Source organism: Acidovorax temperans, from assembly GCF_028596105.1.
Lineage (GTDB): Bacteria > Pseudomonadota > Gammaproteobacteria > Burkholderiales > Burkholderiaceae_C > Acidovorax > Acidovorax temperans.
The window spans coordinates 2,542,627-2,568,693 of the sequence record NZ_CP117193.1 but is presented as its reverse complement, the minus strand read 5'-3'; the positions used below and the strand labels follow the sequence as shown (position 1 = coordinate 2,568,693).

General features: G+C 62.6%; 23 protein-coding genes and 1 tRNA gene. 13 read left to right on the top strand and 11 right to left on the bottom strand.

Features of this window, described 5'->3' with window-relative positions; translation table 11 throughout:
- Window positions 1-45 precede the first annotated feature (45 nt).
- Genes PQV96_RS12140 through PQV96_RS12130 form a run of 3 tightly spaced genes read right to left on the bottom strand, consistent with a single transcriptional unit; the run spans window position 46 to window position 4,240 of the window.
- Window positions 46-1,533 (bottom strand): AAA family ATPase, encoded by a 1,488-nt coding sequence (locus PQV96_RS12140; protein ID WP_207373029.1) that lies wholly within the window; start codon window positions 1,531-1,533, stop codon window positions 46-48.
- A complete protein-coding gene (locus PQV96_RS12135; protein WP_207373028.1) occupies window positions 1,530-2,372 on the bottom strand; it encodes a hypothetical protein in 843 nt (280 codons plus the stop codon). Before PQV96_RS12135 ends, PQV96_RS12140 begins: the two co-directional genes overlap by 4 nt.
- Window positions 2,372-4,240: a glutamine--tRNA ligase/YqeY domain fusion protein gene (locus PQV96_RS12130; RefSeq protein ID WP_273623071.1), complete on the bottom strand. Its 1,869-nt coding sequence runs from the start codon at window positions 4,238-4,240 to the stop codon at window positions 2,372-2,374. The genes PQV96_RS12135 and PQV96_RS12130 overlap by 1 nt, the downstream gene beginning before the upstream one ends.
- Before the next feature lie 173 nt (window positions 4,241-4,413).
- On the opposite strand from PQV96_RS12130, the gene PQV96_RS12125 reads away from it, so the two are divergent.
- From PQV96_RS12125 to PQV96_RS12105, 5 genes are all read left to right on the top strand, one after another.
- Entirely contained in the window at window positions 4,414-4,761 is a 348-nt protein-coding gene (locus tag PQV96_RS12125; protein ID WP_273623070.1) for a hypothetical protein, read from the top strand.
- Between the two features lie 224 nt (window positions 4,762-4,985).
- Window positions 4,986-5,405: an alternative ribosome rescue aminoacyl-tRNA hydrolase ArfB gene (arfB, locus tag PQV96_RS12120; protein WP_273623069.1), complete on the top strand. Its 420-nt coding sequence runs from the start codon at window positions 4,986-4,988 to the stop codon at window positions 5,403-5,405.
- A gap of 151 nt (window positions 5,406-5,556) precedes the next feature.
- Window positions 5,557-6,390 (top strand): DODA-type extradiol aromatic ring-opening family dioxygenase, encoded by an 834-nt coding sequence (locus PQV96_RS12115; protein WP_273623068.1) that lies wholly within the window; start codon window positions 5,557-5,559, stop codon window positions 6,388-6,390.
- An 82-nt stretch (window positions 6,391-6,472) separates the two neighbouring features.
- Complete coding sequence (locus PQV96_RS12110) at window positions 6,473-7,144, top strand: alpha/beta hydrolase (RefSeq protein ID WP_273623067.1); 672 nt, start codon at window positions 6,473-6,475, stop codon at window positions 7,142-7,144.
- Window positions 7,145-7,299: 155 nt separating this feature from the next.
- On the top strand, window positions 7,300-8,196 hold the full coding sequence (locus PQV96_RS12105) for a DUF3014 domain-containing protein (RefSeq protein WP_273623066.1): 897 nt from the start codon (window positions 7,300-7,302) through the stop codon (window positions 8,194-8,196).
- A gap of 31 nt (window positions 8,197-8,227) precedes the next feature.
- On the opposite strand, the gene PQV96_RS12100 is transcribed toward PQV96_RS12105, so the two are convergent.
- Window positions 8,228-8,695, bottom strand: coding sequence for an Lrp/AsnC family transcriptional regulator (locus tag PQV96_RS12100; RefSeq protein ID WP_044401006.1), 468 nt, complete (start codon window positions 8,693-8,695; stop codon window positions 8,228-8,230).
- A 149-nt stretch (window positions 8,696-8,844) separates the two neighbouring features.
- On the opposite strand from PQV96_RS12100, the gene PQV96_RS12095 reads away from it, so the two are divergent.
- A complete protein-coding gene (locus PQV96_RS12095; protein WP_273623065.1) occupies window positions 8,845-10,149 on the top strand; it encodes a methionine gamma-lyase in 1,305 nt (434 codons plus the stop codon).
- On the opposite strand, the gene PQV96_RS12090 is transcribed toward PQV96_RS12095, so the two are convergent.
- Window positions 10,097-10,570, bottom strand: coding sequence for an Lrp/AsnC family transcriptional regulator (locus PQV96_RS12090; protein ID WP_044401012.1), 474 nt, complete (start codon window positions 10,568-10,570; stop codon window positions 10,097-10,099). The genes PQV96_RS12095 and PQV96_RS12090 overlap by 53 nt on opposite strands.
- A 103-nt stretch (window positions 10,571-10,673) precedes the next feature.
- On the opposite strand from PQV96_RS12090, the gene mdeB reads away from it, so the two are divergent.
- Window positions 10,674-13,376: an alpha-ketoglutarate dehydrogenase gene (gene mdeB / locus PQV96_RS12085; RefSeq protein WP_273623064.1), complete on the top strand. Its 2,703-nt coding sequence runs from the start codon at window positions 10,674-10,676 to the stop codon at window positions 13,374-13,376.
- 122 nt (window positions 13,377-13,498) lie between these two features.
- Here mdeB and PQV96_RS12080 read toward each other — a convergent pair whose 3' ends face one another.
- The 6 genes from PQV96_RS12080 to PQV96_RS12055 form a co-directional block, all read right to left on the bottom strand.
- Window positions 13,499-14,329, bottom strand: a complete 831-nt coding sequence (locus PQV96_RS12080; RefSeq protein WP_207373021.1) for a M90 family metallopeptidase — start codon at window positions 14,327-14,329, stop codon at window positions 13,499-13,501.
- 53 nt (window positions 14,330-14,382) lie between these two features.
- Entirely contained in the window at window positions 14,383-15,162 is a 780-nt protein-coding gene (locus PQV96_RS12075) for a UDP-2,3-diacylglucosamine diphosphatase (protein WP_273623062.1), read from the bottom strand.
- Window positions 15,163-15,345: 183 nt separating this feature from the next.
- Window positions 15,346-15,873, bottom strand: coding sequence for a peptidylprolyl isomerase (locus tag PQV96_RS12070; RefSeq protein WP_273623061.1), 528 nt, complete (start codon window positions 15,871-15,873; stop codon window positions 15,346-15,348).
- 21 nt (window positions 15,874-15,894) lie between these two features.
- Window positions 15,895-16,476, bottom strand: a complete 582-nt coding sequence (locus PQV96_RS12065; protein ID WP_142084563.1) for a peptidylprolyl isomerase — start codon at window positions 16,474-16,476, stop codon at window positions 15,895-15,897.
- Window positions 16,473-17,801, bottom strand: a complete 1,329-nt coding sequence (locus PQV96_RS12060) for a L,D-transpeptidase family protein (RefSeq protein ID WP_244939125.1) — start codon at window positions 17,799-17,801, stop codon at window positions 16,473-16,475. The genes PQV96_RS12065 and PQV96_RS12060 overlap by 4 nt, the downstream gene beginning before the upstream one ends.
- A gap of 126 nt (window positions 17,802-17,927) precedes the next feature.
- A complete protein-coding gene (locus PQV96_RS12055) occupies window positions 17,928-19,028 on the bottom strand; it encodes a L,D-transpeptidase Cds6 family protein (RefSeq protein ID WP_142084562.1) in 1,101 nt (366 codons plus the stop codon).
- A gap of 215 nt (window positions 19,029-19,243) precedes the next feature.
- Between PQV96_RS12055 and cysS the strand changes: the two genes are divergently transcribed.
- The 6 genes from cysS to PQV96_RS12025 all read left to right on the top strand — a co-directional run bounded on the left by cysS (window position 19,244) and on the right by PQV96_RS12025 (window position 25,378).
- Window positions 19,244-20,620 (top strand): cysteine--tRNA ligase, encoded by a 1,377-nt coding sequence (cysS, locus tag PQV96_RS12050; protein WP_066690118.1) that lies wholly within the window; start codon window positions 19,244-19,246, stop codon window positions 20,618-20,620.
- 45 nt (window positions 20,621-20,665) lie between these two features.
- Entirely contained in the window at window positions 20,666-21,340 is a 675-nt protein-coding gene (locus PQV96_RS12045; protein ID WP_142084560.1) for a DNA-3-methyladenine glycosylase family protein, read from the top strand.
- Window positions 21,341-21,427: 87 nt separating this feature from the next.
- Complete coding sequence (locus PQV96_RS12040; RefSeq protein ID WP_066690120.1) at window positions 21,428-22,405, top strand: acetyl-CoA carboxylase carboxyltransferase subunit alpha; 978 nt, start codon at window positions 21,428-21,430, stop codon at window positions 22,403-22,405.
- A gap of 156 nt (window positions 22,406-22,561) precedes the next feature.
- Window positions 22,562-23,512, top strand: a complete 951-nt coding sequence (tilS, locus tag PQV96_RS12035; protein ID WP_273623060.1) for a tRNA lysidine(34) synthetase TilS — start codon at window positions 22,562-22,564, stop codon at window positions 23,510-23,512.
- A gap of 65 nt (window positions 23,513-23,577) precedes the next feature.
- Window positions 23,578-23,670 (top strand) — tRNA-Ser (locus tag PQV96_RS12030).
- Window positions 23,671-24,109: 439 nt separating this feature from the next.
- The gene (locus tag PQV96_RS12025) at window positions 24,110-25,378 is read left to right on the top strand and encodes an HD-GYP domain-containing protein (protein WP_170207418.1); all 1,269 of its coding nucleotides are present in this window, start codon (window positions 24,110-24,112) and stop codon (window positions 25,376-25,378) included.
- Window positions 25,379-26,067: the final 689 nt, after the last annotated feature.

Here is a 26,067-nt window from a genome sequence, read left to right as displayed (position 1 = left end):
CACTAATAAAGGCAAAATCAAGATCTGACTCCTTTATGTCCTCGCTCACATCCAAATTGCCTGTGCGAGCACAGCCCTGATTTTTGGGAGGGTTGCCTCTTTAATCCATGGTAATGCCGTCAGTTCCGCATCGCTAGCGTCCACTACATCGCCGATGGTCTTGTAACCTGCGCTTTCAAGTACTTCTAGACGCTTAGGTGTAAGGCCATAAGGATAAGCTGGAGATTTCGCAATCGCGGAGACGGGGCTATCTAAAATTCCCAAGTCTCTGTTTTCCAAAAGACTGGGCATTTCAATTCCTTCGAACGCACCACTAGACCTTTGAATTTCCGCGACATCGTCGCGATCTGTTTCAAGCCATTTACTGAAAAGGTCTTGAGTTAGCCGTGCACCTGGCGTTGTTTCCAAAAGGTTTGCCAGATTGACCGCATAGCGTGGACCTCGACCACCTTTCTTCAAAGCTCTAGATGCCTCGCGCTTCAAGATAAAACCCGCATATTCAAGGATTTCCAGCGGCTTGGCGTAGTGTTGGCAAAAATCGCGATGAATTATTACTGACGGGGATCGAGCATCGCCGCAAACTTTAAATATTGCAACGGCGAGTGATTTGCTTGGCTCTACTAGTGGTTCATATCGTCCCAGCTTTGGTTGTACTTCTTCCAGCAACGGCCAGAAGTAGCCTGCGCAAAGTTCAATAAGGCATTTGGTTAATTCGGGTAAACCGATTGAGCTTTCAAATTGGCTCAGCTTGTTGCATGCGAAAACAAAAGCACGCATGTTTCCAAGAACAGCTTTCCCTAAGAAAGCTGCAACTTCGTTTTTTCTAAGGCTAGATGTGAACTTTGCAGGTAAAGTCGGATATCTCGCCTCCATCACGGAACTGAAAAATTGCGCTAATGCTTCTGCGCCTTCTTCGCGTGAAACATCAATAACCGTTGCATCGTTATAAACATCGAAGCGTTTACCAAAATTTGTTACTCCCGGATATATGGAGGCTTTGCAAGACACATTGCGGCTTGATATAGAGCGAAAAAGATCAAAAAATTCCGTTGAAGCTGATTCGCGACCTAAGTGAGCTGCATCATCGAAGAGGAGAACAATTCTTTTGTTCACCATGTTGGCAAGATTGGATAGCGCCCTTTGTAACTCTCCGCCATGTTCGACACTTGGAAAATTTATATCGTCTATCCCTTGATCCACCAAAGCCGCGTTTATTGTTTCAGTCAACAGCTGACAAAAGAAGCGCTCGTAAGTTGGCCCCGACTCTCGCAGTAAGGGTAGGTAACGCAAACTCAAATAAATGCCAAAAGCAGTTGATTCTTTTCCATTGAGGCGGTTCGCCGCTTCTCGCATTAATGTGCTTTTCCCACTCCCTCGCCCCCCGCGTAAAAGGACCGGCCCATGTGCAATTAAAGTCCGAACGATGCGTTCTTCAAATGCTGAGAATTTGTGAAGAACATAAAAAAGTTCCGGAGAGCACTCTTCTGCTGCAAGAACGAGTTGTCCTTGTTCTTCTATTTGTTCTATGTTCATCTTGCTATTTCCTCAATTGTCTTGAGATGATTGAGGCAGTGCTCAAACTGTAGTCTGGTTGAAAAAGATGCAGAGCAGTGCGATAGCAGTCCTAAGGACGAAGTCCATTTAAATGCTCTTTCCAAATAGGTTTGCAGTGTTGGGCTGTCGTATTCTGACTCGCGATTTACAGCAAATTCTGGGTGTATGCCCTTTGAAAGTTCACTGTAAATTTGATTACCCTCGCCAATGAGCTTCTTAATGAGGTCCTTAGGCGTCTCGCTTTGTAGTTCCGCCAGCCACGTTGACGAAATCGCGTTCGGCAGATTGGCCAAATTTTTTGCAGCGGGTTCCCAAAAAGCCTCGCACATTTGTCCGGAGAAAAGATGTCTAGGAAGTTTTGAGCTACTCAAGCTAGGGTCCCATAAACTCTTTGTTGCCGCTCCTGCTGTGCTATTGGCTGGCGTAGCAGAGGATTTTTCAGCTTCCCCCATAACGTCGCCCTTCCATTTGAGAGCGGCTGCTTGAGGCATCGCCTTGTTGTAGGCTGCACTGTTTTGTGATTTGCTAGAGAGCAAGACCCTTAATGGGTCAATGCGTGCAAGTAGCCCGATAGCAGTGGTCTCCATGAGGCTTCGCAGTGAAACAGGTAAGAAATATGAGGACTGAAGCCTTGATAAATCTTGTTTATATTCCAATGAGAAATCGTAGTAAGAAGTAATCAATTTGCTGATTCCCTTAAGAACCAGAATTGATTCGTCCTCTATAGCCGTGCTTGTTGCGGTGGCTGAACCACAAATAAGCTGCTCCAGCGGACACATCGCGTTAACTGCTGGCGCTACCGCTGCGTTCGATTGCATTACTTCCCCCACGAATCCTTCAACCCCACCGCCAAGTTAAACACCGGCTTCTCCGCCCGGTGGTCCACCCGGTCCGCCACAAAGTACCCATGCCGCTCAAACTGGAACTTGTCGTCCGGCTTGGCGTTGGCGAGTGACGGCTCCACGATGGCGGTCACCACCTTCAGGCTGTTCGGGTTCAGGCTCTCCAAAAAGTTTTTACCGCCCGCGTCGGGGTGGGCGTCGCTGAACAGGCGGTCGTACATGCGCACTTCGGCGTTCACGCCGTCGGCCACGCCCACCCAGGTGATGGCGGCTTTCACCTTCACGGTGTCGGCGCCGGGGGTGCCGCTCTTGGTGTCGGGCACCACGGTGGCCAGCACTTCGGTGATGTTTCCATCTGCATCTTTAGTGCAGCCTGTGCATTCAATGACGTAGCCGCCCTTCAGGCGCACAGTGTTGCCGGGCAGCATTTGACCGTCCGCCCCTGGCCGGGGCGGATAAAGGCGCTTGTAGCCCTTGGGCGGCACTTCGGCGAAGTCTTCGCGCTCAATCCACACTTCCTTGCCGATGGTGAAGTGGCGGATTGGCGATTCTGTTCCTTCTGGTGGGTGGGGCAGGGCGGGCAGTTGGCAGGGCTCCAGGTGGCCGGGGCCCATCACTTCGTCCCAGTTGGTCAGCACGAGCTTGACGGGGTCGAGCACGGCCATGCCGCGGTGGGCCTTGGCTTCCAGGTCTTCGCGCAGGCAGCCTTCCAGGGTGCTGTAGTCGATCCAGCTGTCGGACTTGGTGACGCCAATGCGCTCGGCAAACATCTGGATGGCGGCGGGGGTGTAGCCACGGCGGCGCAGGCCAACGATGGTGGGCATGCGGGGGTCGTCCCAGCCGTTGACTTTGCCCTCCTGAACCAGTTGGGCCAGCTTGCGCTTGCTGGTGATGACGTAGGTGAGGTTCAGGCGCGCAAATTCGTACTGCTTGGGGGCGGGGGCGGCCAGCAGGCCACCTTCGCAAAGGCGGTCCATCAGCCAGTCGTAGAAAGGGCGCTGGTCTTCAAATTCCAGCGTGCAGAACGAGTGGGTGATTTGCTCCAGCGCATCTTCAATGGGGTGCGCAAAGGTGTACATGGGGTAAATGCACCATGTGTCGCCCGTGTTGTGGTGCGTGGCGCGGCGAATGCGGTAGATGGCCGGGTCGCGCATGTTGATGTTCGGCGAGGCCATGTCGATCTTGGCGCGCAGCACGGCTGCGCCGTCGGCCAGCTTGCCACCCTTCATTTCGCGAAAGCGCGCCAGGTTTTCTGCCGGGGTGCGGGTGCGGAAGGGGCTGTTGACGCCGGGCTTGCCAAAGTCGCCCCGGTTCACGCGCATTTCTTCGGGTGTTTGCTCGTCCACGTAGGCGTGGCCGGCTTCAATCAGGTATTCCGCCGCGCGATACATGAAGTCGAAGTAGTCGCTAGCCTGGTAGGGCGCGGCGCTGCCGGGGGCCTGGCCGAGCTGGGCCCAGTCAAAACCGAGCCATTTCACCGCGTCGATGATGCTGTTGACGTATTCGGTGTCTTCTTTTTCGGGGTTGGTGTCGTCAAAGCGCAGGTGGCACACGCCGCCGTAGTCACGCGCCAGGCCAAAGTTGATGCAGATGCTCTTGGCATGGCCCACGTGCAGGTAGCCGTTGGGCTCGGGCGGGAAGCGGGTGCGGATCTTGGCGGGGTCGGGCTCGCCCTTGGCGTGGTGGGCGGCGTCGCCGGGGCTGCCTGCCCAGCGGCGGGTGGCGTAGGTGCCTTTTTCCAGATCAGATTCGATGATCTGGCGCAGAAAGTTGCTGGGCTTGACGGCTTCGGGGGCTGCAGCGGTGGCTGCAGGTTGTGTGTTGGCGGGGGTGGGGGTACTCATTCGCCCATTTTAGGCGGCGCTTACGTGGCAAATGGCACAGGTGCCGCTGGCGCGTGTACGTCCAGAAACAATATTGCGGCGGTTTTGTGCCATCCTTTTGGGCACCTGGTGCGTTATGCACGGCAGAGGCCAACCCCGCCCGTGGGCCGCCTCCCCTCAAAAAGGAGATTTCCATGACGAAAACCCGTTCTATCCAAGCCATGGCCGCAGCGGCCGGCGTGGCACTGGCGCTGCTGACTGGCGCCGGTGCTGCCCAGGCGCGTGATGTCAATTGGTCGATTGGCGTGAATTCGCCTGGCGTGTCGGTGGGCGTTAGCAACGGCTACGGTTACCCCGTGTATGTGGCTCCCCCGCCGGTGTACGTGGCGCCGCGCCCCATTTATTACGCGCCACCGCCACCCCGCGTGTACTACGCGCCCCCCCCAGCGGTGTACTACGCGCCGCCCCCCGGCCACTATTACCGTGAAGGCCATCGCGGGCATCGCCACCACCGCCACCACGGTGACCGTGACTGGCGCTGAACGTTAAGGGCCCCTGCGGCCCTGGCTGCGCACCATTCCCCTCGCGCTTCGTGCGTCGTCACCGCCGAAGCGCCTTCCCAGCGCCTTGCCTCTTTGGGGCAGGGCGCTTTTTTGCGGCCTGTGCAAGCGGCGCGGCAAAAAGGCGCGGTATTCTGGTGCCGCGTGTTTCTTGTGTTTCTAGAAGAAGCCGCGCTCAGCCTTGCTTGCACCATCATCACCGCCCTATGTCTACTGCCCCGTTGGTTCGCCCCATTCAGCCTGAAGAGGTGGAGTGGTGCGCCGTGCGTGCGCAGGGGCCGGGTGGGCAGAACGTCAACAAGGTATCAAGCGCAGTGCATCTGCGCTTTGATGTGCGGGCCTCTGCGTTGCCAGAGGCGGTGAAAGAGCGCCTTCTGGCCTTGCACGATTCACGCATCACGCAAGACGGGGTGGTGGTGATCAAGGCCCAGCAGTTTCGCAGCCAGGAGCAGAACCTGGCTGACGCCATGGCCCGGCTCAACGCGTTGGTGCAATCGGTGGCTGCACCGCCGCCCGTGCGCCGCCCCACCAAGCCCACATACGGTGCGCAGCAGCGCCGCCTGGCCGGCAAGAGCCAGCGGGGCGAGACCAAAGCGCTGCGGGGGCGGGTGTGCAGCGGGGATTGAGCGGCCCGCGCACACCGCGCGGCGGTTACCACCGCTGGGGTGCCACGAAGAGGGTTGATTCGCAGCATGGGCGGAACAATCCGTCCTTGTTCGGCGGCTTTTTCGGCGGGACGATCTCTTCTACAGTACGAATACTCACAAGAGGTGTTCCATGTCCACGCATTCTTCCGCTCTTTCTACCCCTGCTTCTGCAGCCGTGCCTGCACTGTTCGTGTCGCACGGTGCCCCCTTGTTTGCGCTGGAGGCCGGTGAAACCGGCCCGGCGCTGACCCGCTGGGGCCAGGAGCTGAAGGCGCAGTTTCCGGGGCTGCGCGGCGTGGTGGTGATGTCGCCCCACTGGATGGCGCGATCACCCCTGGTGATGGCGGGTGCGCAGCCCGCTACGTGGCACGACTTTGGCGGCTTTCCGCCCGCGCTGTACCAGTTGCAGTACCCGGCCCCAGGCTCGCCTGCGTTGGCGTCTGAAGTGCTGGAGTTGCTGGGCGCTGCGGGCATTGCCGCGCAGGGCGATGCAGCTCGGCCCTTTGACCATGGCGCCTGGGTGCCCATGATGCACTTGCTGCCGCAGGCCGATGTGCCCGTGGTGCAGGTGGCGCTGCCTGTGGGCGCAGGCCCGGCAGAGGTGTATGCCATGGGCGCTGCCTTGCGCAGCCTGCGCAGCCAGGGCGTGCTGGTGGTGGGCTCTGGCAGCATGACGCACAACCTGGCGGAATTCTTTGGCGGTGCGCGCGAGCCCGCCCCGTATGTGCTGGAGTTCAGCCGCTGGATTGAAGACGCTTTGGCACGGGGCGACCTGAAAGCCTTGCTCAACTACCGCAGCCAGGCCCCGCACGCCGCCCGCGCCCACCCCACGGACGACCATTTCCTGCCTATCTTCTTTGCGCTGGGCGCGGCAGGCGACGATTTGCGGGCAAACTATCTGAGCCGCGAAGTGATGTACAGCATGCTGGCCATGGATGCCTTCTCGCTGCACCCGGTGCACTGACTACCATCCCTGGTTCCCGCACCAAGTGCCCGCCTGGCGGGTGCTGGCGCCCAACTTTTCAACCCGCCCAAGGTGACTGGATATGCTTGATTTGCCACTGACCTTTTTGCAACGCCCCGCCACCGCCACTACGCCCCATCCCTGGTTGCTGGTGCTGATGCACGGCGTGGGCAGCAACGAGCAAGACCTGTTCAGCCTGGCGCCCCAGATACCAGACCGCTTTCATGTGCTGAGCCTGCGGGCGCCGTTTCGCATGGGGCCGGGTTCGCATGCGTGGTTTGATTTCTCCATCGAGCCCAATGGCGAGCGCACCATCAACGAAGCGCAAGAGGCACAAAGCCGCGCCCTGGTGGCGCAGACGGTTCAAGCCGCCAGCGAACAACTGGGCATTCCGCCTGAGCGGGTGGTGGTGGGCGGCTTCAGCCAGGGCGGCATCATGGCGCTGTCGCTGCTGCTGACGCAGCCAGCGTTGATGCACGCTGCGCTGGTGTGGCACAGCCGCCTGTTGCAACAGGTGGTGCCCCTGACGGCGCCTGCAGATGCACTGCACGGCAAGCGACTGTGGCTGAGCCATGGCACCTACGACAACGTGATCCCGCTGGCCCACGCCCAGGCCATCGCGCACCACATGGCTACGCTGCCTGTGTCGGTGGCGTACCACGAGTTTCCCAGCGCACACGAGATCCGGCCATCCGAACTGGCGGCCACGGTGGCGTGGCTGGAGTCCCTTTCGACCACGCCGATGGCGTTCTAGCCCTGGGGCGAGCGGGGCGCGGTCTACATCGCGTTACCGGCGCCTCACCCAGCGGGTTTCCAATTCAGCAAGCCCCACTGCGGTAGGGGCGGGGAGCGCCTGGCGCCTCAGCCACTCGGACAAGGGTTGTTCCTGTTTTGACCTGAGGAGACCTGATGCCCGATCACGAAACCCCCGAGTTCCGCCCCGCGCCGGAGCGCGCATCGTCCACACCCCAGGTCATTGCGGCCGCGCTGGCCTGCGCGGTAGCGGCGGCAGCTGCCTGGTGGTACTGGCTGCGCCCTGAACAGGCCACCGTGGTGCCGCCCCCTGTGGCTGCAGCGCCAGAGGCGCCTGTGGCCCCGCCGCCCATGCACGAGGCATCTGGCCCCCAGAATCCTGTGGACGCCCTGGCACCGGCAGACCCTGCCTTGCCTGCGCTGGCCGAGTCTGACCAACGGGTCACGGCCCTGCTGGCCGAACTGCTAGGCCGCGACAAACTGGCGTCGTTTTTGGTGAGCGATGGCTTCGTTCGCCGTGTGGTCGCCACCGTGGACAACCTGGCCCGCGCCCATGCACCCTCGCGCATGTGGCCGGTGCAGCCCATGCCGCAGCGCTTTGTGGTGGATGACCAAGGGGACGCTGGCACCACGATCTCTGCCGCCAACGCAGCCCGCTACAGCGCTTTTTTGACGTTTGCCGAGGCGGTGCCGCTGGATTCTGCCGTGGCGCTCTACGCGCGGCTGTACCCGCTGTTTCAGCAAGCGCACGAAGAACTGGGCTACCCCAAGCAGTACTTCAACGACCGCCTGGTCGCCGTGCTGGACCACCTGCTGCTGGCGCCCGAGCCGCAGGGCCCGCTGCGCGTGAAGCTCACGCCAGTGAACACCGATGTGCCCAACCTGCGCCCGTGGGTGCGGTATGAATGGGGCGATCCGGCGCTGGAATCGCTCTCGAGCGGGCAGAAAATTCTGGTGCGCATGGGGCCCGCCAACGAGGCGCGGGCCAAAGCGCTGATTCGCGAGCTGCGCAAGCGTGTGGCCACCAGCGCGCTGCAACTCCCGCAACGCTGAAGGGTTGGAGCGGTGGCTGCCGCGCAGCTTGCTACAGCGGCAGCGCCATGGTGCGCTTCACTTCCTTGAGCGAAAAGCTCGTCGAAATCTCACGCACGCCGGGCAGGCTGCGCACATGGGTGCGCACGTAGTCGGCAAACGATTCCAGGTCGGCCGCCACCACCTCCAGCTGGTAGTCGTACCGGCCCGAGAGGTTGTGGCACGACAGCACCTGGGGCATGGCCATCACCTCGCGCTCCAGGGCCGAGGTGGTCTCGGCCGTGTGGTCGTGCAGCGCCAGTTGCACAAAACCCAGCACGCCCCAGCCCACGCGCTGGCGGTGCAAGTGGGCGTGGTAGCCCGCAATCACCCCGGCTTCTTCCAGCGCCCGCACGCGCCGCCAGCAGGGTGAGGTGGAAAGTGACACCGCCTCGGCCAGGTCGCCCACGGTGGCGCGGCCATCGCGCTGCAGGGCGTTGAGCAGGGTGCGGTCTACGGGGTCGAGCGGGTAGGGGTGCATGGTGGCTCGCAGGGTGATTGTTTGAGGCAAATTTTGCCCTTTGAATCTGATATTGAGGCAAAGAAGGCGAAATTTTGCCCGTCGATGAGGCCAAGAATCTCCACATCCGACCCGCACCCCGCCTGTGGTCGGTCCATCAGGAGACAAGCATGACCCGCACCATCGACCGCACCACCGACCACACCACCGCCACCGGTTTCAGCACCCGCGCCATCCACCATGGCTACAACCCCGCCGACCACCAGGGCGCGCTGGTGCCGCCCATCCACACCTCGGCCACCTACGCCTTCCCGGACGTGGCCTATGGCGCGCGCTGCTTTGCAGGCGAGGAACCCGGCTACTTCTACACCCGCATTGCCAACCCCACGCTGGCGCTGCTGGAAGGGCGACTGGCGGCGCTGGAAGAGGGCGCGGGCGCGGTGGTGTTCGGCTCGGGCATGGGGGCCATCACCGCCACGCTATGGTCCATGCTGGAGCCGGGCGACGAAATCCTGGCTGACCTCACGCTCTATGGCTGCACCTTCTCGTTCCTGCACCACGGCCTGGGCCGCTTTGGCGTGACGGTACGCCATGTGGACATGACCGACCCCGCCCGCGTGGCCGAGGCGCTGACCGCCAAGACCCGCGTGGTCTATCTGGAAACCCCCGCCAACCCCAACATGCGTCTGGTGGACATCGCTGCGGTATCAGCTTTGGCCCACGCCCAGGGCGTGAAGGTGGTGGTGGACAACACCTACTGCACGCCCTACCTGCAGCAGCCATTGCTGCTGGGTGCCGATGTGAGCGTGCATTCCATGACCAAGTACCTCGGCGGCCATGGCGACCTGACGGCAGGCGCAGCCGTGTTTGCCGATGCCGAGCTGGCCCAGCGCGTGCGCCTGTACGGCCTGAAAGACATGACCGGCGCCGTGATGTCAGCACAAGACGCCCACCTGGTGATGCGCGGCCTGAAAACCCTGGCGCTGCGCATGGATCGCCACTGCCAGAGCGCGCAGAAGGTGGCCGAATTCATCGCTGCCCACCCGGCTGCCGCAGCCGTGCACTACCCCGGCCTGCCCAACTTTGCGCAGCACGCGCTGGCCCAGCAGCAGATGCGCCAGATGGGCGGGATGATTGCTTTTGAGCTGCGCGGTGGCCTGCAGGCGGGTGTGCGCTTCATGGACGCACTGAAGCTCGTCACCCGCGCCGTGAGCCTGGGCGATGCCGAAACCCTGGCCCAGCACCCGGCCAGCATGACGCATTCCACCTACACGCCCGAGCAGCGTGCCGCCCACGGCATTGCCGAAGGGCTGGTGCGCCTGTCGGTGGGGCTGGAAGACCTGGACGACCTGCTGGCCGACATCGGCCAGGCGCTGGACCTGGCCCACGCCATGGACCTGAGCGCAGGCACCAACACGGCGATCAGCCCCGAGCGTGCGGCAGCGGCAGCGCCGTCTTGTAGCGCACCTGCTTGAGCGCAAAGCTGGAGCGGATCTTCTCGATGCCCGGAATCGGCGTGAGCTGCTCCAGGATGAACCGCTCCAGCGCCGCAATATCGGGCAGTGCCACGCGGATGAGGTAGTCGGAGTCGCCGCTCATCAGGTAGCACTCCATCACCTCGTCGTGCTCGGCGATGCGCCGCTCGAAGTCGGCCAGCGCCTCCTTGCTCTGCGTCTTCAGGCTGATGTTGATGAACACATTCAGCCCCAGGCCCAGCGCCGCCGCATTGGCCAGCGCCACATAGCGGGCAATCACGCCCGCCGCCTCCAGCGCCTTCACCCGCGCCAGGCAGGGCGAGGGCGACAGATGCACGCGGCGCGCCAGCTCCACGTTGGAGAGCGAGCCATCGGCCTGCAACTCGGCCAGAATGCGCAGATCGGTTGCGTCAAGCTTCATATGCTGTCATTTCATTGTGGTGCAGCATATTGTGCTTTTGAAGTGGCAAATTCTGCGCACTTCGGCATCCTATTTTTGGAAAACTTTTCTACAGTGTGCTCCCATGAACGCCCCACTGCCCACCCATCTCCTCAGCCCTCAGGACACTGTGGCTGACATCGACCCCCAAGAAACCGCCGAATGGCGCGACGCCTTTGTGGCCCTGGTGGCCACCGAGGGGCCCGAGCGCGCTCGCCTCATCTTGGCCGAGCTGGTGCACCTGGCACGCACCCAGCAGATTGGCTGGCAGCCGCAGCTCAACACGCCCTACGTGAACACCGTGGCCGTGCAGAACCAGCCCGTCTTCCCGGGCGACTTGGCGGTGGAAGAGCGGCTCGCGTCCATCATGCGCTGGAACGCGCTCGCCATGGTGGTGCGCGCCAACCAGGCCGATCTGGGCGGTTCAAGCGAGCTGGGCGGGCACATTGCCAGCTATGCCAGCGCGGCCGATTTGTTTGAGAGCGGCTTCAACCACTTCTTCCGTGCCCGCGAGGGGCTGGGCGAGGGCCAGCACCGGGGCGACCTGGTGTTCTTTCAGCCGCACAGCGCGCCGGGGGTGTACGCACGGGCGTTTTTGGAGGGGCGCTTGTCTGAGCAAGACCTGATGCACTACCGCCAGGAGCTGACAGCGCCCGCCGCCGGGGCGCAGGGCCTGTGCAGCTACCCGCATCCGTGGCTGATGCCTGATTTTTGGCAGTTCCCCACCGGCTCGATGGGCATTGGGCCCATCAGCAGCATCTACCACGCACGCTTTATGCGCTACCTCACGCACCGCAACCTGCTCAATTGCGAAGGGCGCAACGAGGCAGGGGGACACACCGCGAAGCGGCGTGTGTGGGGCGTGTTTGGTGATGGCGAAATGGACGAGCCCGAGAGCATGAGCGCCCTGACCCTGGCCGCGCGCGAGGGGCTGGACAACCTGGTCTGGGTCGTCAACTGCAACCTGCAGCGCCTGGACGGCCCCGTGCGTGGCAATGGCCGCATCATTGACGAACTGGAGCGACTGTTTGCCGGTGCGGGCTGGAACGTGGTGAAACTGGTGTGGGGCAGTGACTGGGACGGCCTGTTTGCCCGCGACCTGACAGGCGCGCTGGTGCGCACGCTGCAAGGCACGGTGGACGGGCAAATGCAGACCTTTGCTGCGAAAGACGGGCGCTTCAACCGCGACAACTTCTTCGGCCAAAGCCCCGAGCTGGCCGCGCTGGCCCAGGGCATGACGGACGAGCAGATCGACCGCTTGAAGCGCGGCGGGCACGACCTGGTGAAGATCCACGCCGCATATGCCGCCGCTGCTGCCCACAAGGGCCAGCCCACCGTCATCCTGGCCCACACCAAGAAGGGCTACGGCATGGGCACGGCGGGGCAGGGCAAGATGACCACGCACAGCCAGAAGAAGCTTCATGATTCCGACCTCATCGAATTCCGCAACCGTTTTAACCTGCCGCTCACCGACGCGCAGGCCACGGGCCTGGCCTTCTACAAGCCTGCTGAAGACAGCCCTGAGATGCAGTACCTGCGCCGCCACCGCCAACAACTGGGTGGCTACTTGCCGCGGCGCGAGACCGTGTGCGATGCGCTGCCCGTGCCCGCCATCGAAAGCTACGCGCAGTTCGCGCTGCAGTCCGATGGCAAGGAGATGAGCACCACCATGGCCTTTGTGCGCATGCTGGGCACGCTTTTGAAAGATGCCCAACTGGGCCCGCGCATCGTGCCCATCGTGGCTGATGAAGCGCGCACCTTTGGCATGGCCAACCTGTTCAAGCAGGTCGGCATCTACAGCAGCGTGGGCCAGCGTTATGCGCCCGAGGACATTGGCTCGGTGCTGAGCTACCGCGAGGCGCTGGACGGCCAGATCCTCGAAGAAGGCATCAGCGAGGCCGGGGCCATCGCCAGCTGGACCGCGGCGGCCACCAGCTACAGCGTGCACGGCCTGGCCATGCTGCCGTTCTACATCTACTACTCGATGTTCGGCTTTCAGCGCGTGGGCGATGCCATCTGGGCGGCTGCCGACCAGCGGGCGCGGGGCTTTTTGCTGGGCGCCACCTCGGGCCGCACCACGCTGGGCGGCGAGGGCCTGCAGCACCAGGACGGCAGCAGTCATCTGGTGGCAGCGACCATCCCCAATTGCAAGGCGTACGACCCAGCCTACGCAGGCGAGATGGCCGTCATCATCGACGCTGGCATGCGCGAAATGGTGACCGAGCAGCGCGACGTTTTCTACTACGTCACGCTGATGAACGAGAATTACGCCCAGCCCGACTTGCCAGCGGGTGCCACCGAAGGTGTGCTGCGTGGCTGCTATGTTTTCAGGAGCTACCAGCGCTTGATGGGCGGGCGTGAGAGCCCGATTTCATCCAAATACGTCACCCTGATGGGCTCGGGCGCCATCCTGACCGAAGTGGTCAAGGCAGCCGAGCTGCTGGCGGCTGAAGGCGTGGAGGTGACCGTGCTGAGCGTGACCAGCTGGAGCGAGCTGGCCCGCGATGGCGTGGCCTGCGAACAGCGCGCCTTGAGTGGCGAGGCCGAGCACGGCACGCCTTGGCTCACGCAACAACTGGCAGGCACCGCCGGGCCGGTGATCGCCGCCACCGACTACGTGCGCGCCGTGCCCGAGACGGTGCGCGCCTTCGTGCCCGAAGGCCGCCGCTACATCACCCTGGGCACCGACGGCTTTGGCCGCAGCGACACGCGCGCGGCGCTGCGCCAGTTCTTTGGGGTGGATGCGCAGGCCGTGGCGAAGGCGGCGCGCTTCGCGTTGGGTTTGTAGTCAAAATAGCTGCTGGCGCTTGATGGATAAGCGCCAGCAGCTATTGAAAATATAGCGTTCACACTGCGCAACACAAGGTACTGCGGGCCATCGCTGGCGCACAGCTTGTGGGCCAATGGCCTTCAGTCGGCCATCGCCTCACGCCGGAAGAACGCATCCAGCACCTGCACCAGGCTCGCGAACTCTTGCGCAAACCGGGTGCGGTTCACAAAGTAAGCCTCGCAGGCCACAGCAAAAAACTCGGATTGCGATGTGGCGCCATACGCATCGAGCCAGGGCTTTTCAGCGCCAAAACGCTCGGCCAGGATCACGCGCTCGCGAAAGTCCTGGTAGGCGGGCTCCCACGCGTTCCACCACGCTTCATAGGCCGCTCGGCCCGTGCGTGCGCCCATGAAGCCCGCAGGCAATGGCGGGCAGCCGTTGGCGTCGCCGCTGCGCATGTCCAGCTTGTGCACAAATTCATGCACCACCACGTTGTGGCCGCGCGCGGTGTTTTCGTGGGCGTTGGCAATGTGCTGCCAGCTCAGCATCACGGGGCCGCGCTCCATGGCTTCGCCCAGCAGCACCTGGGCGTGTTCGTGCACCACGCCCGCCTCGTCCACCATCTGCCGCCTGGCCACGGCTTCACCGGGGTGGACCACGATGGTCACGAAATCGTCGTACCAGTCCAAGGCCTTGGCAGCGTCGCCCAGGTGCAGCAGGGGCAGGCAGGCCTGCGCCGCAATGTCGATGGCCATGGCATCGGTCACTTCCAGCCCATGCGCGCCGTGGAACTGCTTTTGGTCCAGAAACAGGGCGCTGAGCGCGCGCAGCTTGCCCTGCTCGGGCAGCGACAGGCGGGCCAGGAAGGGGTAGCGCTGCAGGGTTTGCAGCCAAAGCTCTGCCGAAATGTCGGGGACGGGGGCCACGGTGGCACGCACACTGCGCCAGAGCCGGTTGAGAAAAGGGGGCATGGTGGGCTGGATCGGAGCCTGCCGTGGGCAAGCCCCTGAGTTCAAGACACCCGCTACATGGGGCCCAGGGCCACGCGTTCCAAGCCCGTGGCCGACAAACGCAGTGCTTCCAGGCGCGGGGGTACTGCGGCCGCGTCCCAGTCGCTCAGCACCACGCGCTGCAAGCCGGGGGCCAAGGCATGGTCTGCCGGGCGGTGGGTGTGGCCGTGGATGAGTGTGTGCGCGCCTGCGGCCTGCAGCCAGGCGATGGCGCTGGCGTGGTCCACATCGGCATAGACGGTGCCTGATTGCTTGCGCGCTTCACTCTCTTGCCGGATGCCACGCGCCTGTGCGCGGCGCGTAGCGAGCGGTTGCGACAAAAACTGTTGCTGCCAGGCGGGGCTTCGGGCCTGCACGCGAAAGCGCTGGTAGTCCACATCGTCCACGCACAGCAGATCGCCATGGCTGAGCAGGTAGCGCTGGCCTGCAAAGCTCAGCACGGTCGGGTCTTGCAGGCCGGTGATGCCGCAGTGCTGCAAGAAAGCGCTGCCCGCCAGAAAGTCGCGGTTGCCGTGCATGAAGTACAGCGCGGTGCGCTGTGCAGCGGCCTGGAGCTGAGCGCACACCTGGCCCTCAAAACTGCCAGGGTCGTGGATGGCATCGTCGCCCACCCACACTTCAAAAATGTCGCCCAGTAAAAAGACGGCGTCGGCGGGTGTGGTTAGCAGGTACTGCTGCCAGGCGGCCACGGTGGCGGGCTCGCTGGCCTGCAGGTGCAGGTCGGAAATGAAATCGACCGTGCGCCAGTGTGAGGGAGCAACAAGCTCCTCCAACGGGGGCACGGTCGGGGTCACGGAGTTCGTTTCTCTCAGAGCTTCATGCGCACAGCCATGAGCGCGGCGCATGAAACCGGCGCGATGCAAGCCAGTGGCCGCCGCGCAAGGGCCGCCCCGCCGCGCTGGCGGCGTCTCCCTTCCCGAATTGCGCAGCAATTCGAGAGAAGGGGGAAGGCGCGCAGCGCCTCAGGGGGATGAGGCTCAAAGCGCCACAGCCTTGTCGATGACCACGGCGTCAAAGGGCACGTCGTCGTGGAAGCCCTTGCGGGTGGTGCGCACGGCCTTGATGGCATCGACCACTTCCTGGCCCTTCACCACCTTGCCGAACACGGCGTAGCCCCAGCCTTGGGGGGTGGGCGAGCTGTGGTTCAGGAAGCCGTTGTCCACGGTGTTGATGAAGAACTGGGCGGTGGCGCTGTGGGGGTCACCCGTGCGGGCCATGGCCACGGTGTACTTGTCGTTCTTCAGGCCGTTCTTGGCTTCGTTTTCGATGGGGGCCTGGGTTTCCTTTTGCTTCATGTCAGCAGTCATGCCGCCGCCCTGGACCATGAAGTTCTTGATCACGCGGTGGAACACGGTGCCGTTGTAGAAGCCGCTGTTCACGTAGGCCAGGAAGTTGGCGGTGGACTTGGGCGCGTTCACGGCGTCCAGTTCGAGGGTGATGACGCCTTGGGTGGCGGTTTCAGCCACGTTGATGGTGACGTGGAGTTCAACTTGTGGATTGCTCATTGCAGTGCTTTCTTCAAAAAATCACTTCACCACGGTGGCAGAGGTGATGGTGACGGGGGTGTTGGGAACGTTCTGGTGGGGGCCCTTGTTGCCCGTGGCCACGGCCTTGATCTTGTCGACCACGGCAGTGCCTTCCACCACCTTGCCGAACACGGCGTAACCGTGGCCGTCAGGGTTGGGGGCGTTGAGCATGGCGTTGTCCTTCACGTTGATGAAGAACTGCGAGGTGGCCGAGTTGGGGTTGCCCGTGCGCGCCATGGCGATGGTGTAGGTGTCGTTCTTGAGGCCGTTGTTGGCTTCAAGCGGAATGGGCGCCTTGGTGGGCTTTTGCACCATGTCGGCAGTGAAGCCGCCGCCCTGGATCATGAAGCCGTCGATCACGCGGTGGAACACCGTGCCGTCGTAGTGCTTGTCGTTCACGTAGGCGAGGAAGTTCTCCACCGTCTTGGGAGCCTTGGCAGGGTCGAGCTGCACCACGATGTCGCCCAGGGAGGTGGTCAGCTTGACCTTGGGGGCAGTCTGAGCGTGGGCAGGTGCTACGGAAAACATAGCTGCCAGCGCAAGTCCAGCAAGCGCCAGCACCGATTTTCTTTTGGAAATCATCCAATCACTCCTTCAAAAAAGATTTGCCACTGCTGGCCGCGTCGCGTCCAGTACTGGCGTTTGATGGGGCCGGTGCGCGCACCTTCTGCCACTTCGCCGAACGTTACCACCATGGTGTCGGCCGAGTCCGTCCAGCGCAGGTAAGCCTTGTCCTTGAGGTGGACAGGGCGGCCCTTGAGCGCCTGGGATTCAGCCTGCAGCACGGTGGCCCATTCGGACAGGGGCTTTTTCTTGTGGCTCTGGAAATCAGGCGCGTAAAAGCCGAGCAGACGGTTCATGTTGCCTTCGGACTTGGCAGCGCTCCAGGCGTTGAGCACGGCTTCGAACGAATTGCGCTCGGCCTGCACGCTGTGGGCCTGCACCCACTGCAGTTGCTTGGCGATCACCACGGGGGTGGAGCGGGGCTCTACCGTGCGCAGGATGCGTTCCAGGTCCGGGTTGGCCAGGGCCACGCAGCCATCGGTGGCCAGCGGTGCGCGAGAAAACTGGTCGGGCGGCGTGCCGTGCAGCCAGATGCCGCTGCCGGTCTTGCCCCGCACCTGGTCCAGCGGGTTGGGGTAATTGATGGGCAGGGCACCCGCACCGTAAAAGTCCTTGAGCGTGGCGGGGTCCAGACGGCTGGTGATGAAGTACACGCCCAGGGGGGTGCGCTGATCGCCTTCCGTCGCCTTTTCAATGCCCAGCTTGCCTACCGAGGCGTAGTAATCCGCCACCAGCTTCAGGCCCTTGTCGGTGTTCTCGAACAGGTACAGCCGCGAACGCGAGGCATCCACGGCAATCGCATGCTTGTAGCGCGGCGCCAGTTCCACAAACTGCGCCGGGATGTGGGTGGACGCCGGGCGGTTGCGCTGCGCCTGCACACGCTGGCGTGATTCGGTGCGCAGTTCGTCCAGCGTGGCAATCACCTCGGGCGGGTAGGGCAGGGGGGGCTCCGGGACATCGCCCAGTTGCTTGACGGGGCGCACGCGGGCCGCCAGCAGGTCGCCCACGGCCAGTTGCGCCAGTTGAAAGTTGGGATGCTCGCGCGCCAGGCTTTCGGCCTGCGCCAGTGCTTCGCGCCCCCGGCCTTCGCTGGCCAGCTGGTACACCTTCAGCAACCGCGCCTCGGCCTGCCCGTCTCGCAGTGCGGGGGGTGCCACAGGTGCTGCAGGCTTGGCTGCAGCGCGCTTGGAGGGGGCCGCAGAGCGCTGGTTTTTGGCTGCAGCTTGCTGGGCCTGGGCTGATGTGCGCTTGGGCGGCTGAGACGGTTGTGCGTAGGCGCTGGCCTGCACGGCCATGGCAAGCAGCGTCAGGGTGCTGGCGGTGTGACGAATCCAGGTGGGCATTCCCACCCTGTGGCGCTGTGTCAAGGGGCTGTCAAGATAAAGGAAAGAGGGGCATGAAAGGTGAAGCGCCCGCTGCACGCATCACTGCCCGTGGGCAGGGTTGGTGCAGCGCAGGCGATTTGCAGGTCAGCCGCCAGTGGCTTCGCGCACGATAAGCCAGCGGCCGTTGCTCTCGACCAGATCCAGCGTCTTGCGGCTGGAGACGTTCAGCGAGTCAGCGCTGTAGGCTTGGCGGAAGCGCGCGGTGGCCTTGTTGCCGTTCACCGAAACGTTCAGGTCGGACACCTGCACGGTGATCTTGGATTTGCCCACGATCCGGGCCTCACGTTCTTTCTCCCACGCGGCGCGGGTCATGCGGCCTGGTGGGTCAAAGTCTTTGCCGTATGCGGCCAGGTAGGCCTTCATGTCTTTGGCTGCCCAAGCGGCAGCCCAGGCTTGCACGGCTGCGGTGACTTCCTTGGCATCCTTCGCGGCCTCTTGCTTGGCTGCGTCTGGCGCGGCGGGTGCCGGGGCTGGTGTGGCAGCCGGTGCAGCCGCTGTGGCGGCAGGGGCGGTTGTTGGGGCAGGGGCCGCAGCAGGTGCAGGGGCCGCAGCAGGTGCAGGGGCCGCAGCAGGTGCAGGGGCCGGTGCCGGCCGCTGGGTAGCCACCACGGCCGGGGCAGGCGCTGCCGCTGCAGGCTTGGCACCCTTGGCAATGTCGGCCGAGAACAATTCGCGGATCAGGGCCAGCTTGGGCTTGACCGATGTGGCGTTGGCCGCATCCAGCTGCAGTGCCTTGTTGTAGGCCTGGCTGGCCAGCTTGGCGTAAATGTCGCCCAGGTTTTCGTGCGCGGTGGCGTAGCTGGGGTTGGTGCGGATGGCCATTTCCAGCGCGGTGCGGGCCTTGTCCAGCTGGTTCTGGTTGGCATACAGCACAGCCAGGTTGTTGTAGGGCTCGGGCAGCTCTGGGTAATCTTCCGTCAACTTGGTGAACGTGGCCACGGCGTCTGCCGGCTTGCCCGAGTCGGCCTGGGCCACACCCTTGAGAAAGCGCAATTGCGGATCGCGGGGCGTGGCAGACAATCGCTGGTCCGCCTTGGTCAGGGCTTCGGCCGCTTTGCCAGCCTTGAGCAGCTGCGTGATTTCGGCATAGTCGTTGGCCTGCGCCTGGGCAGCACCGGTACCGACAAGGGCCGTCAGTGCCAACAGGCGCAGTAGTCGGGGAAGGGTGCGGCGGACTTGCTTCATGGGGGTTCTGGAGGGGTTGAACGGCGTGAAACCCGGGCCGGGCTTATACTGCGGCGGATTGTAGCTGAGGGGGTTGTCATGACGGAGCACTGTTGCCGCTGGTGATTTCATCGGTCGCCCACTTGAGGCGCCGTCCCCCGCGAGGGACCGATTCCTCGCGCTACAGGGCGATCCGCATCGCCCATCCACACCCCCGATCCCGACCCTGACATCCCATGAGCTTGCGCATCTACAACACGCTGTCGCGTGCATTGGAAGACTTTTCTCCGCTCGAACCTGGCCACGTCCGCATGTACGTCTGCGGCATGACCATTTATGACCTGTGCCACATTGGCCACGCCCGCATGATGATGGCGTTTGATGTAGTGCAGCGCTGGCTCAAGGCCAGCGGCATGCGCGTGACCTATGTGCGCAACATCACCGACATTGACGACAAGATCATCAAACGTGCGCTGGAGCGTGGCATCACCATCCGCCAGCTCACCGACGAAATGATCGCTGCCATGCACCAGGACATTGGCGCGCTCGGCATCGAGCCGCCCTCGGTGGAACCCCGCGCCACGGAATACGTGCCGCAGATGCTTTCGCTGATTGGCCAACTCGAAGGCAAAGGGCTGGCCTATCGCGCCAGCAATGGCGATGTGAATTACTCCGTGCGCAAGTTTGCGGGTTACGGCAAGTTGTCGGGCAAGTCGCTCGACGAACTGCGCGCGGGCGAGCGCGTGGCCGTGCAAGACGGCAAGGAAGACCCGCTCGACTTCGTGCTGTGGAAGTCTGCCAAGGCCGATGAGCCGGACGACGCCAAGTGGGCGAGTGAGTTCGGCACGGGCCGCCCCGGCTGGCACATCGAGTGCTCTGCCATGAGCTGCGCCACGCTGGGCGAGACGTTTGACATCCACGGCGGTGGTGCGGACCTGCAATTTCCCCACCACGAAAACGAAATTGCCCAGAGCGAAGGTGCTACGGGCAAGCCGCTGGCCAAGTTCTGGGTGCACAACGGGTTTGTGCGCGTGGACAACGAGAAGATGTCCAAGAGCCTGGGCAACTTCTTCACCATCCGCGATGTGCTCCAGCAATACGACGCCGAGACGGTGCGGTTTTTCATCGTGCGCGCCCATTACCGCAGCGCACTCAATTACAGCGATGCCCACCTGGACGACGCGCGCCAGGCCCTCAAGCGCTTGTACACCGCGCTGAGCCTGGTGGAACCCGCCGCCGTGGCTGTGGACTGGAGCAACCCCTACGCTGCCCGCTTCAAGGCCGCCATGGACGAAGACTTTGGGACGCCCGAAGCCGTGGCAGTGCTGTTTGACTTGGCCAGCGAAGTCAACAAGACCCGGTCTGCCGAACTGGCTGGTCTGCTCAAGGCCCTGGCCCAATGCCTGGGCTTGCTGCAGGGCGATCCCAAGGCGTTTTTACAGGCGGGTGCTGGACTCGACGAAGCCGCTATTCAGGCGCAAATTGCCGCTCGCGCTGCTGCCAAGGCCGCGAAGGACTTTGCTGAGGCCGACCGCATCCGTCAGGCCTTACTGGCCCAGGGCATCGTGCTCAAGGACTCTGCAGCGGGTACGACCTGGGAAGCTGCACAGTGATTCTTTTTATGAAAAAAACCGCCATCAAGGCAGACTGGATGAGCGGTGGCAGCTACTAAAAATATAGCATCTGCGGATGCAGCTCAGCCATCGCCTGATCTGGCGACGCCGGCCTACTGGGCCGAGGCCTGCAAACACCTGGTCAAGAAAGACCGGGTGATGAAGCGCCTGATTCCTCAGTTTGGGGATGCAGCGCTGCAAACCCGGCGCGATGCATTCACCACGCTGGCGCGCAGCATCGTGGGCCAGCAGTCGTCGGTCAAAGCCGCACAAGCCGTGTGGGAACGCTTTGCCGCGTTGTCGCGAACCCTGAGCCCGGCCCATGTGCTCAAGCTCAAGGTGGACGATATGCGCGCCGCAGGCTTGTCGGCCCGCAAGATCGACTATCTGGTGGATTTGGCCCTGCACTTTGACAACGGCAAGCTGCACGTCAAGGATTGGGAGTCCATGGACGACGAGGCCATCATTGCCGAGCTGGTGGACATCCGCGGCATTGGCCGCTGGACGGCCGAAATGTTCTTGATCTTCTATCTGCAGCGCCCCAATGTGCTGCCGCTGGATGACCCTGGACTGATCACCGGTATCAGCCAGAACTATTTTTCGGGCGAGCAGGTCAGCCGCAGCGATGCGCGTGAAGTGGCCGAGGCCTGGAAGCCTTGGTGCAGTGTGGCGACTTGGTATATTTGGCGGTCGCTGGACCCCGCACCCACTGCCGATTGACGGCGGACAACCGACCCTTGTTTGACATCGGTTACATTGCGTGCCGTTCGCGGCTGCCCCGCAGTGCGCGACCTAAGGAGAAAAACGTTGGCGAAAAAAACCTTTCTGGATTTCGAACAGCCGATTGCTGAGCTCGAATCCAAAATCGAAGAACTGCGCTACGTGCAGACTGAAAGCGCTGTCGATATTTCTGAAGAAATCGATCAGCTCAGCAAGAAGAGCCAGCAGCTCACCAAAGACATCTACAGCGAGCTGAGCCCCTGGCAGATCACCAAGATTGCCCGCCACCCCGAGCGTCCCTACACGCTCGACTACGTGCGCGACATCTTCACTGACTTTGTGGAACTGCACGGTGACCGCCACTATGCCGATGACCTCTCCATCGTAGGTGGCTTGGCCCGCTTCAACGGCCACGCCTGCATGGTGATGGGCCACCAAAAGGGCCGCGACACCAAAGAACGCGCCATGCGCAACTTTGGCATGAGCAAGCCCGAGGGCTACCGCAAGGCGCTGCGCTTGATGAAGACGGCCGAGAAGTTCAAGCTGCCCGTGTTCACCTTTGTGGACACGCCCGGCGCTTATCCCGGCATCGATGCCGAAGAGCGCGGCCAGTCCGAAGCCATTGGCCGCAACATCTTCGAGATGGCGCAGCTCGAAGTGCCCATCATCACCACCATCATTGGCGAGGGCGGTTCGGGCGGCGCGCTGGCCATCAGCGTGGCTGATCAGGTTGTGATGCTGCAATACGCCATCTATTCCGTTATCAGCCCAGAAGGCTGCGCGTCTATCCTCTGGAAGACGAGCGACAAGGCCCAGGAAGCGGCCGATGCCTTGGGCATTACTGCCCACCGCCTCAAGGCACTGGGCCTGGTGGACAAGATCGTGAGCGAGCCCGTGGGCGGCGCCCACCGCGACCACAAGCAAATGGCGGCTTTCCTCAAGCGCGCTTTGGGCGATGCCTTCCGCCAATTGGCCGACCTCAAGACCAAAGACCTGCTGGATCGTCGTTATGAGCGTCTGCAAAGCTATGGCCGCTTCAGTGACACCAAGGCAGACAGCCGCTGAACGCCTGACTGTGGCCGCGAGTTTCGCGCTACGTAGCACCGCTGCAAAGGCCCCGGATGGGGCTTTTGCATTTGTGCCGATGGCTGGGCTTCTCTCTCGCCTTCGGTGGTTTGTTCAATGGTGCCAGTGCGGGGCAGGGCATGCGGAGGTCTGGGCATGACCATCTCCGTGGATGCCGCCATGGCGGCGTTTTCTCCCAAACTACCCTTGGCTGTCGGGCTCAGTGGGGGCGCAGACTCTACGGCGCTGTTGTTGGCCGCGTCACGAAAGTACCCAGGGCAAGTCAGCGCCATCCATGTGAACCATGGCCTGCAAGCGGCGGCAGCGTCTTTCGAGCGGCATTGCGTGCAGCTGTGCAACGCTCTCGGTGTTCCCTTGTTCGTGCAGCGTGTGGACGGTCGCCACGCCAGCGGCCAGAGCCCGGAAGACGCTGCACGCCAGGCGCGCTATCAGGCATTTGATGCTGCACTGGCCTCTGAGCCTGCGCTAGCTGCTATCAAGACTGTAGCGCTGGCGCAGCACGCGGACGATCAGGTAGAAACCATGCTCCTTGCCTTGTCGCGCGGCGCAGGGGTCGCAGGCATCGCGGCCATGCCCGCCCACTGGCAACGGCAAGGGCGCGTTTGGTGCAGGCCACTGCTCCAGGTATCCAGTCATGACGTGCGCGACTGGTTGCGCCAAGGTGGGCATGCGTGGATAGAAGACCCCAGCAACACAGACCAGCGTTTCACCCGCAATCGCATTCGCGCCCAGCTACTGCCTGCGCTTCAGGCAGTTTTCCCCTCGTATCGGGAAACGTTTGGACGAACCGCGGCCAACGCAGCCCAGGCAGACGAGTTGCTGCAAGAGATCGCAGAGCAAGACCTCGCTGCCACGGGCTTGCCTCCCACGATACAGCGCCTACAGACGCTGACCCGCTCAAGGCAGGCCAACGTCTTGCGCTACTGGCTGCGGATCCATCACCAAACCACCCCATCCGCCGCCCAGCTGGCGGAGCTGCTGGATCAGATAGCTGCGTGCACGACCCGAGGACACCGTTTGCGGCTGAAAGTGGGGCGTGGCTTTGCGCTGAGGCAAGGGGCTGTACTTGAATGGAGTGCGGCCTGAAACCTCTCCGGCAAGCCTCCAGGTTTTCCTAGAAAGCCTCAAAAATGAGGCATAATAGCGGGATTGGAAACGTGACCGAGTGGCCGAAGGTGCTCCCCTGCTAAGGGAGTATGGGGTGTAGAGCCTCATCGAGGGTTCGAATCCCTCCGTTTCCGCCAAGATAAGCCCTGAGCAACAAAGTTGTTCAGGGCTTTTTCGTTTGGATCCCCATCTGCGCATTGAGGCGGTATCGACAGCATCCCGTCATCCCAGTACTTGGGATATTGAAGCCAGGACGTATGCCATCTTGTGGACCGCCGACCCCAACCTACGGTGAATTTGAGGCGTAAGGGCCGTGATATGAGCAACGGTGTTCCCTCGCCCGCGACCAAGCACCAGGGCGATCTGTACAAGGCCACCAAAATGCGCGCCGGACCCTGTGTGGGCTTGTTTGAAGACGTTCATAGCGTGTTCTTGCAGATCTTGCCGTCTTTCATGACCAATTTCAGATTTCTCTCAGGGGCCTCACGCGCTATCGCCCCGCCCGTGGCAAACCAGGGTGGTACTTTTGGGAGTGCGCGGCTCATAATCAGCCATCACGTTTCTGGGGGACACACGATGACGCCACCTACCGCCTCTGACCGAAGTGCTTTCGGTAAAGCCAACCCCCACGCTCTGGCCACCATTTTGGAGGCGAGCGAAACCCGCCGGATCATTTCCGCCACCGACATCTACGACATTTCCGGCGTAAAGCTTTGGGCTGGCAACCAGCCTGTGTCCACCTCGCTGCAACGCAAGCTGCTGGACCGTGAGTTGCGTCAGCCGCTGGAAACCAGTTTGGTGGCGGAAGATGGCGTCAGCGCCGCGAGCCTGGCGCTTGCGTTCGAAGAATTGCTGGGCGGCGGCTCCGCGCTGCTCCCTTTGCTGCAACCCCATGCCCAGCGTTTGGCCAGCTTGATCAAAGGGCTGACTCTGCACCCTGTAGCCCAGCTTTTGCTCACCGCCGCGCAGACCGCGCGGCCTGAACACTACGCTCATGCTGTGGCCGCAATGGCTCTGAACGGGGCTCTGATGGCTGCAGGAGGTGGAGACGACGCCGCGGTGCGCCTGGCGTTGCTCTGCGGTCTGTTGCACGATGTGGGCGAGATGTACATCGGCCCGGAGCACGGCGAAGCCGAGGCCGACCGGGATCTGGACTTTGCCAGTTACCAGCAGCTGGTGGTGCATCCGCATGTGGGGTCGCTGCTCTTGGCGCAGTTGACCAACTATCCCGCCGACGTGGCCAGGGCTGTGGCAGAGCATCACGAGCGGCTGGACCAGTCGGGCTACCCCAATGCGTTGGCTGGGGGGCAGATGTCCACGCAGGGCCGTCTGTTGGCGGTGACGGAGGCCACCCTCCACGCGCTGCGCAGCCCCTACAGCCACCTGCTGCACGCCAGTGTGGCGTTGCGTGCGGTTCCCGGAGAATTCGATTTGGTCTGGGTCGGAAAAATCACCCAGGCGGCCAGCGCACAGCCACCCCAATCGGCAGTGATGGAGCCTGAAGACATTCAGCAGCGACTGGCTGCCTTGAGTGAGGTGCTGGCGTCAGCAGAAAGCCGGGTGAGTGCTTTGGCAGCGCAGGCCCAGTTGCCTGCGTTGCAGCAGGCGCTGGAGCTTGCAGAATTTTTGTTGGGACGACTGCGCACCGGCTGGAACGAGAGCGGTTTGTGGAACCCATCGGCCCTGCTCAGCGCAGATGCGGCGGAGGTGGAGGCACTGGAAGACGAGCTCTACTTTCGCTTGCGAGGCGTGCAGCGCGCCGCTTTGCTGCGTGCGGGCACGCTTCCAGCACCGCAGGCGCAGCAGTTGCAAGACCTGTGCGACTCGCTGGCCATGGGGGGCTAGCTACCACGCAGCGCAGACCAGCGAAATCACCGAGCTGCGCTGGCTGGTGCAACAAGTGATGGATGAGCTGGCCTTGCGCCATGGGGCTGCGCCGCAGGTGCACCTGAAGTGTTGTCGCCAAAAGGGTGGGGCGGACGAGGGACAAAGCCTGCCGCTGCTCACGCTGGATCGTTCGCGCACCAGGCTACTGCGCAACTTGCTGGACAACGCTTCGCGCCAGAGCGACCCTGCTGGCCAACCCTTGCAGCTGCGCTGCACATCGCCAATGCTGGCCGGGGCCTGCTGGTCGAGGCGGTGTTGCCTGGCACCGCTTTCTGACGGGCGCAGCGGGCGGTGTGCCGCAGTGATGCGTAGGCGGCCCATTTTCTGCAGGCCCAGGTTGCACTTATATGGTGCAAGTTGATATCTACGTTTGTTAGAGATTTACGTAAAAAGTGCCGCTAACGCACGCTGAATAAGCGCTGCAAGCTATCAAATAAATAGCATTGCTGATTCGTGGTCTGGGGGCATGGCCCTCTGTTTGGGCTGGCCTCGTTCTTGCTGTTCTGTTCGCTCCCACTTGGCCGTGGTTCGTTGGTGATTACCCTGTATAGACAGGTGTTTCCGCAATGTCATCATGGCGCGGTGTTGCTGGGGTGTCCTGGCCACGCGTGGGCGACGACGAATTCTTTTTTCGAACAGGAGCAGAT

Coding starts and splice junctions, on each gene's coding strand:
- PQV96_RS12140 (WP_207373029.1), bottom strand. CDS start 1,533: ATGAACATAGAACAAATAGAAGAACAAGGACAACTCGTTCTTGCAGCA.
- PQV96_RS12135 (WP_207373028.1), bottom strand. CDS start 2,372: ATGCAATCGAACGCAGCGGTAGCGCCAGCAGTTAACGCGATGTGTCCG.
- PQV96_RS12130 (WP_273623071.1), bottom strand. CDS start 4,240: ATGAGTACCCCCACCCCCGCCAACACACAACCTGCAGCCACCGCTGCA.
- PQV96_RS12125 (WP_273623070.1), top strand. CDS start 4,414: ATGACGAAAACCCGTTCTATCCAAGCCATGGCCGCAGCGGCCGGCGTG.
- arfB (WP_273623069.1), top strand. CDS start 4,986: ATGTCTACTGCCCCGTTGGTTCGCCCCATTCAGCCTGAAGAGGTGGAG.
- PQV96_RS12115 (WP_273623068.1), top strand. CDS start 5,557: ATGTCCACGCATTCTTCCGCTCTTTCTACCCCTGCTTCTGCAGCCGTG.
- PQV96_RS12110 (WP_273623067.1), top strand. CDS start 6,473: ATGCTTGATTTGCCACTGACCTTTTTGCAACGCCCCGCCACCGCCACT.
- PQV96_RS12105 (WP_273623066.1), top strand. CDS start 7,300: ATGCCCGATCACGAAACCCCCGAGTTCCGCCCCGCGCCGGAGCGCGCA.
- PQV96_RS12100 (WP_044401006.1), bottom strand. CDS start 8,695: ATGCACCCCTACCCGCTCGACCCCGTAGACCGCACCCTGCTCAACGCC.
- PQV96_RS12095 (WP_273623065.1), top strand. CDS start 8,845: ATGACCCGCACCATCGACCGCACCACCGACCACACCACCGCCACCGGT.
- PQV96_RS12090 (WP_044401012.1), bottom strand. CDS start 10,570: ATGAAGCTTGACGCAACCGATCTGCGCATTCTGGCCGAGTTGCAGGCC.
- mdeB (WP_273623064.1), top strand. CDS start 10,674: ATGAACGCCCCACTGCCCACCCATCTCCTCAGCCCTCAGGACACTGTG.
- PQV96_RS12080 (WP_207373021.1), bottom strand. CDS start 14,329: ATGCCCCCTTTTCTCAACCGGCTCTGGCGCAGTGTGCGTGCCACCGTG.
- PQV96_RS12070 (WP_273623061.1), bottom strand. CDS start 15,873: ATGAGCAATCCACAAGTTGAACTCCACGTCACCATCAACGTGGCTGAA.
- PQV96_RS12065 (WP_142084563.1), bottom strand. CDS start 16,476: ATGATTTCCAAAAGAAAATCGGTGCTGGCGCTTGCTGGACTTGCGCTG.
- PQV96_RS12060 (WP_244939125.1), bottom strand. CDS start 17,801: ATGCCCACCTGGATTCGTCACACCGCCAGCACCCTGACGCTGCTTGCC.
- PQV96_RS12055 (WP_142084562.1), bottom strand. CDS start 19,028: ATGAAGCAAGTCCGCCGCACCCTTCCCCGACTACTGCGCCTGTTGGCA.
- cysS (WP_066690118.1), top strand. CDS start 19,244: ATGAGCTTGCGCATCTACAACACGCTGTCGCGTGCATTGGAAGACTTT.
- tilS (WP_273623060.1), top strand. CDS start 22,562: ATGACCATCTCCGTGGATGCCGCCATGGCGGCGTTTTCTCCCAAACTA.
- PQV96_RS12025 (WP_170207418.1), top strand. CDS start 24,110: ATGACGCCACCTACCGCCTCTGACCGAAGTGCTTTCGGTAAAGCCAAC.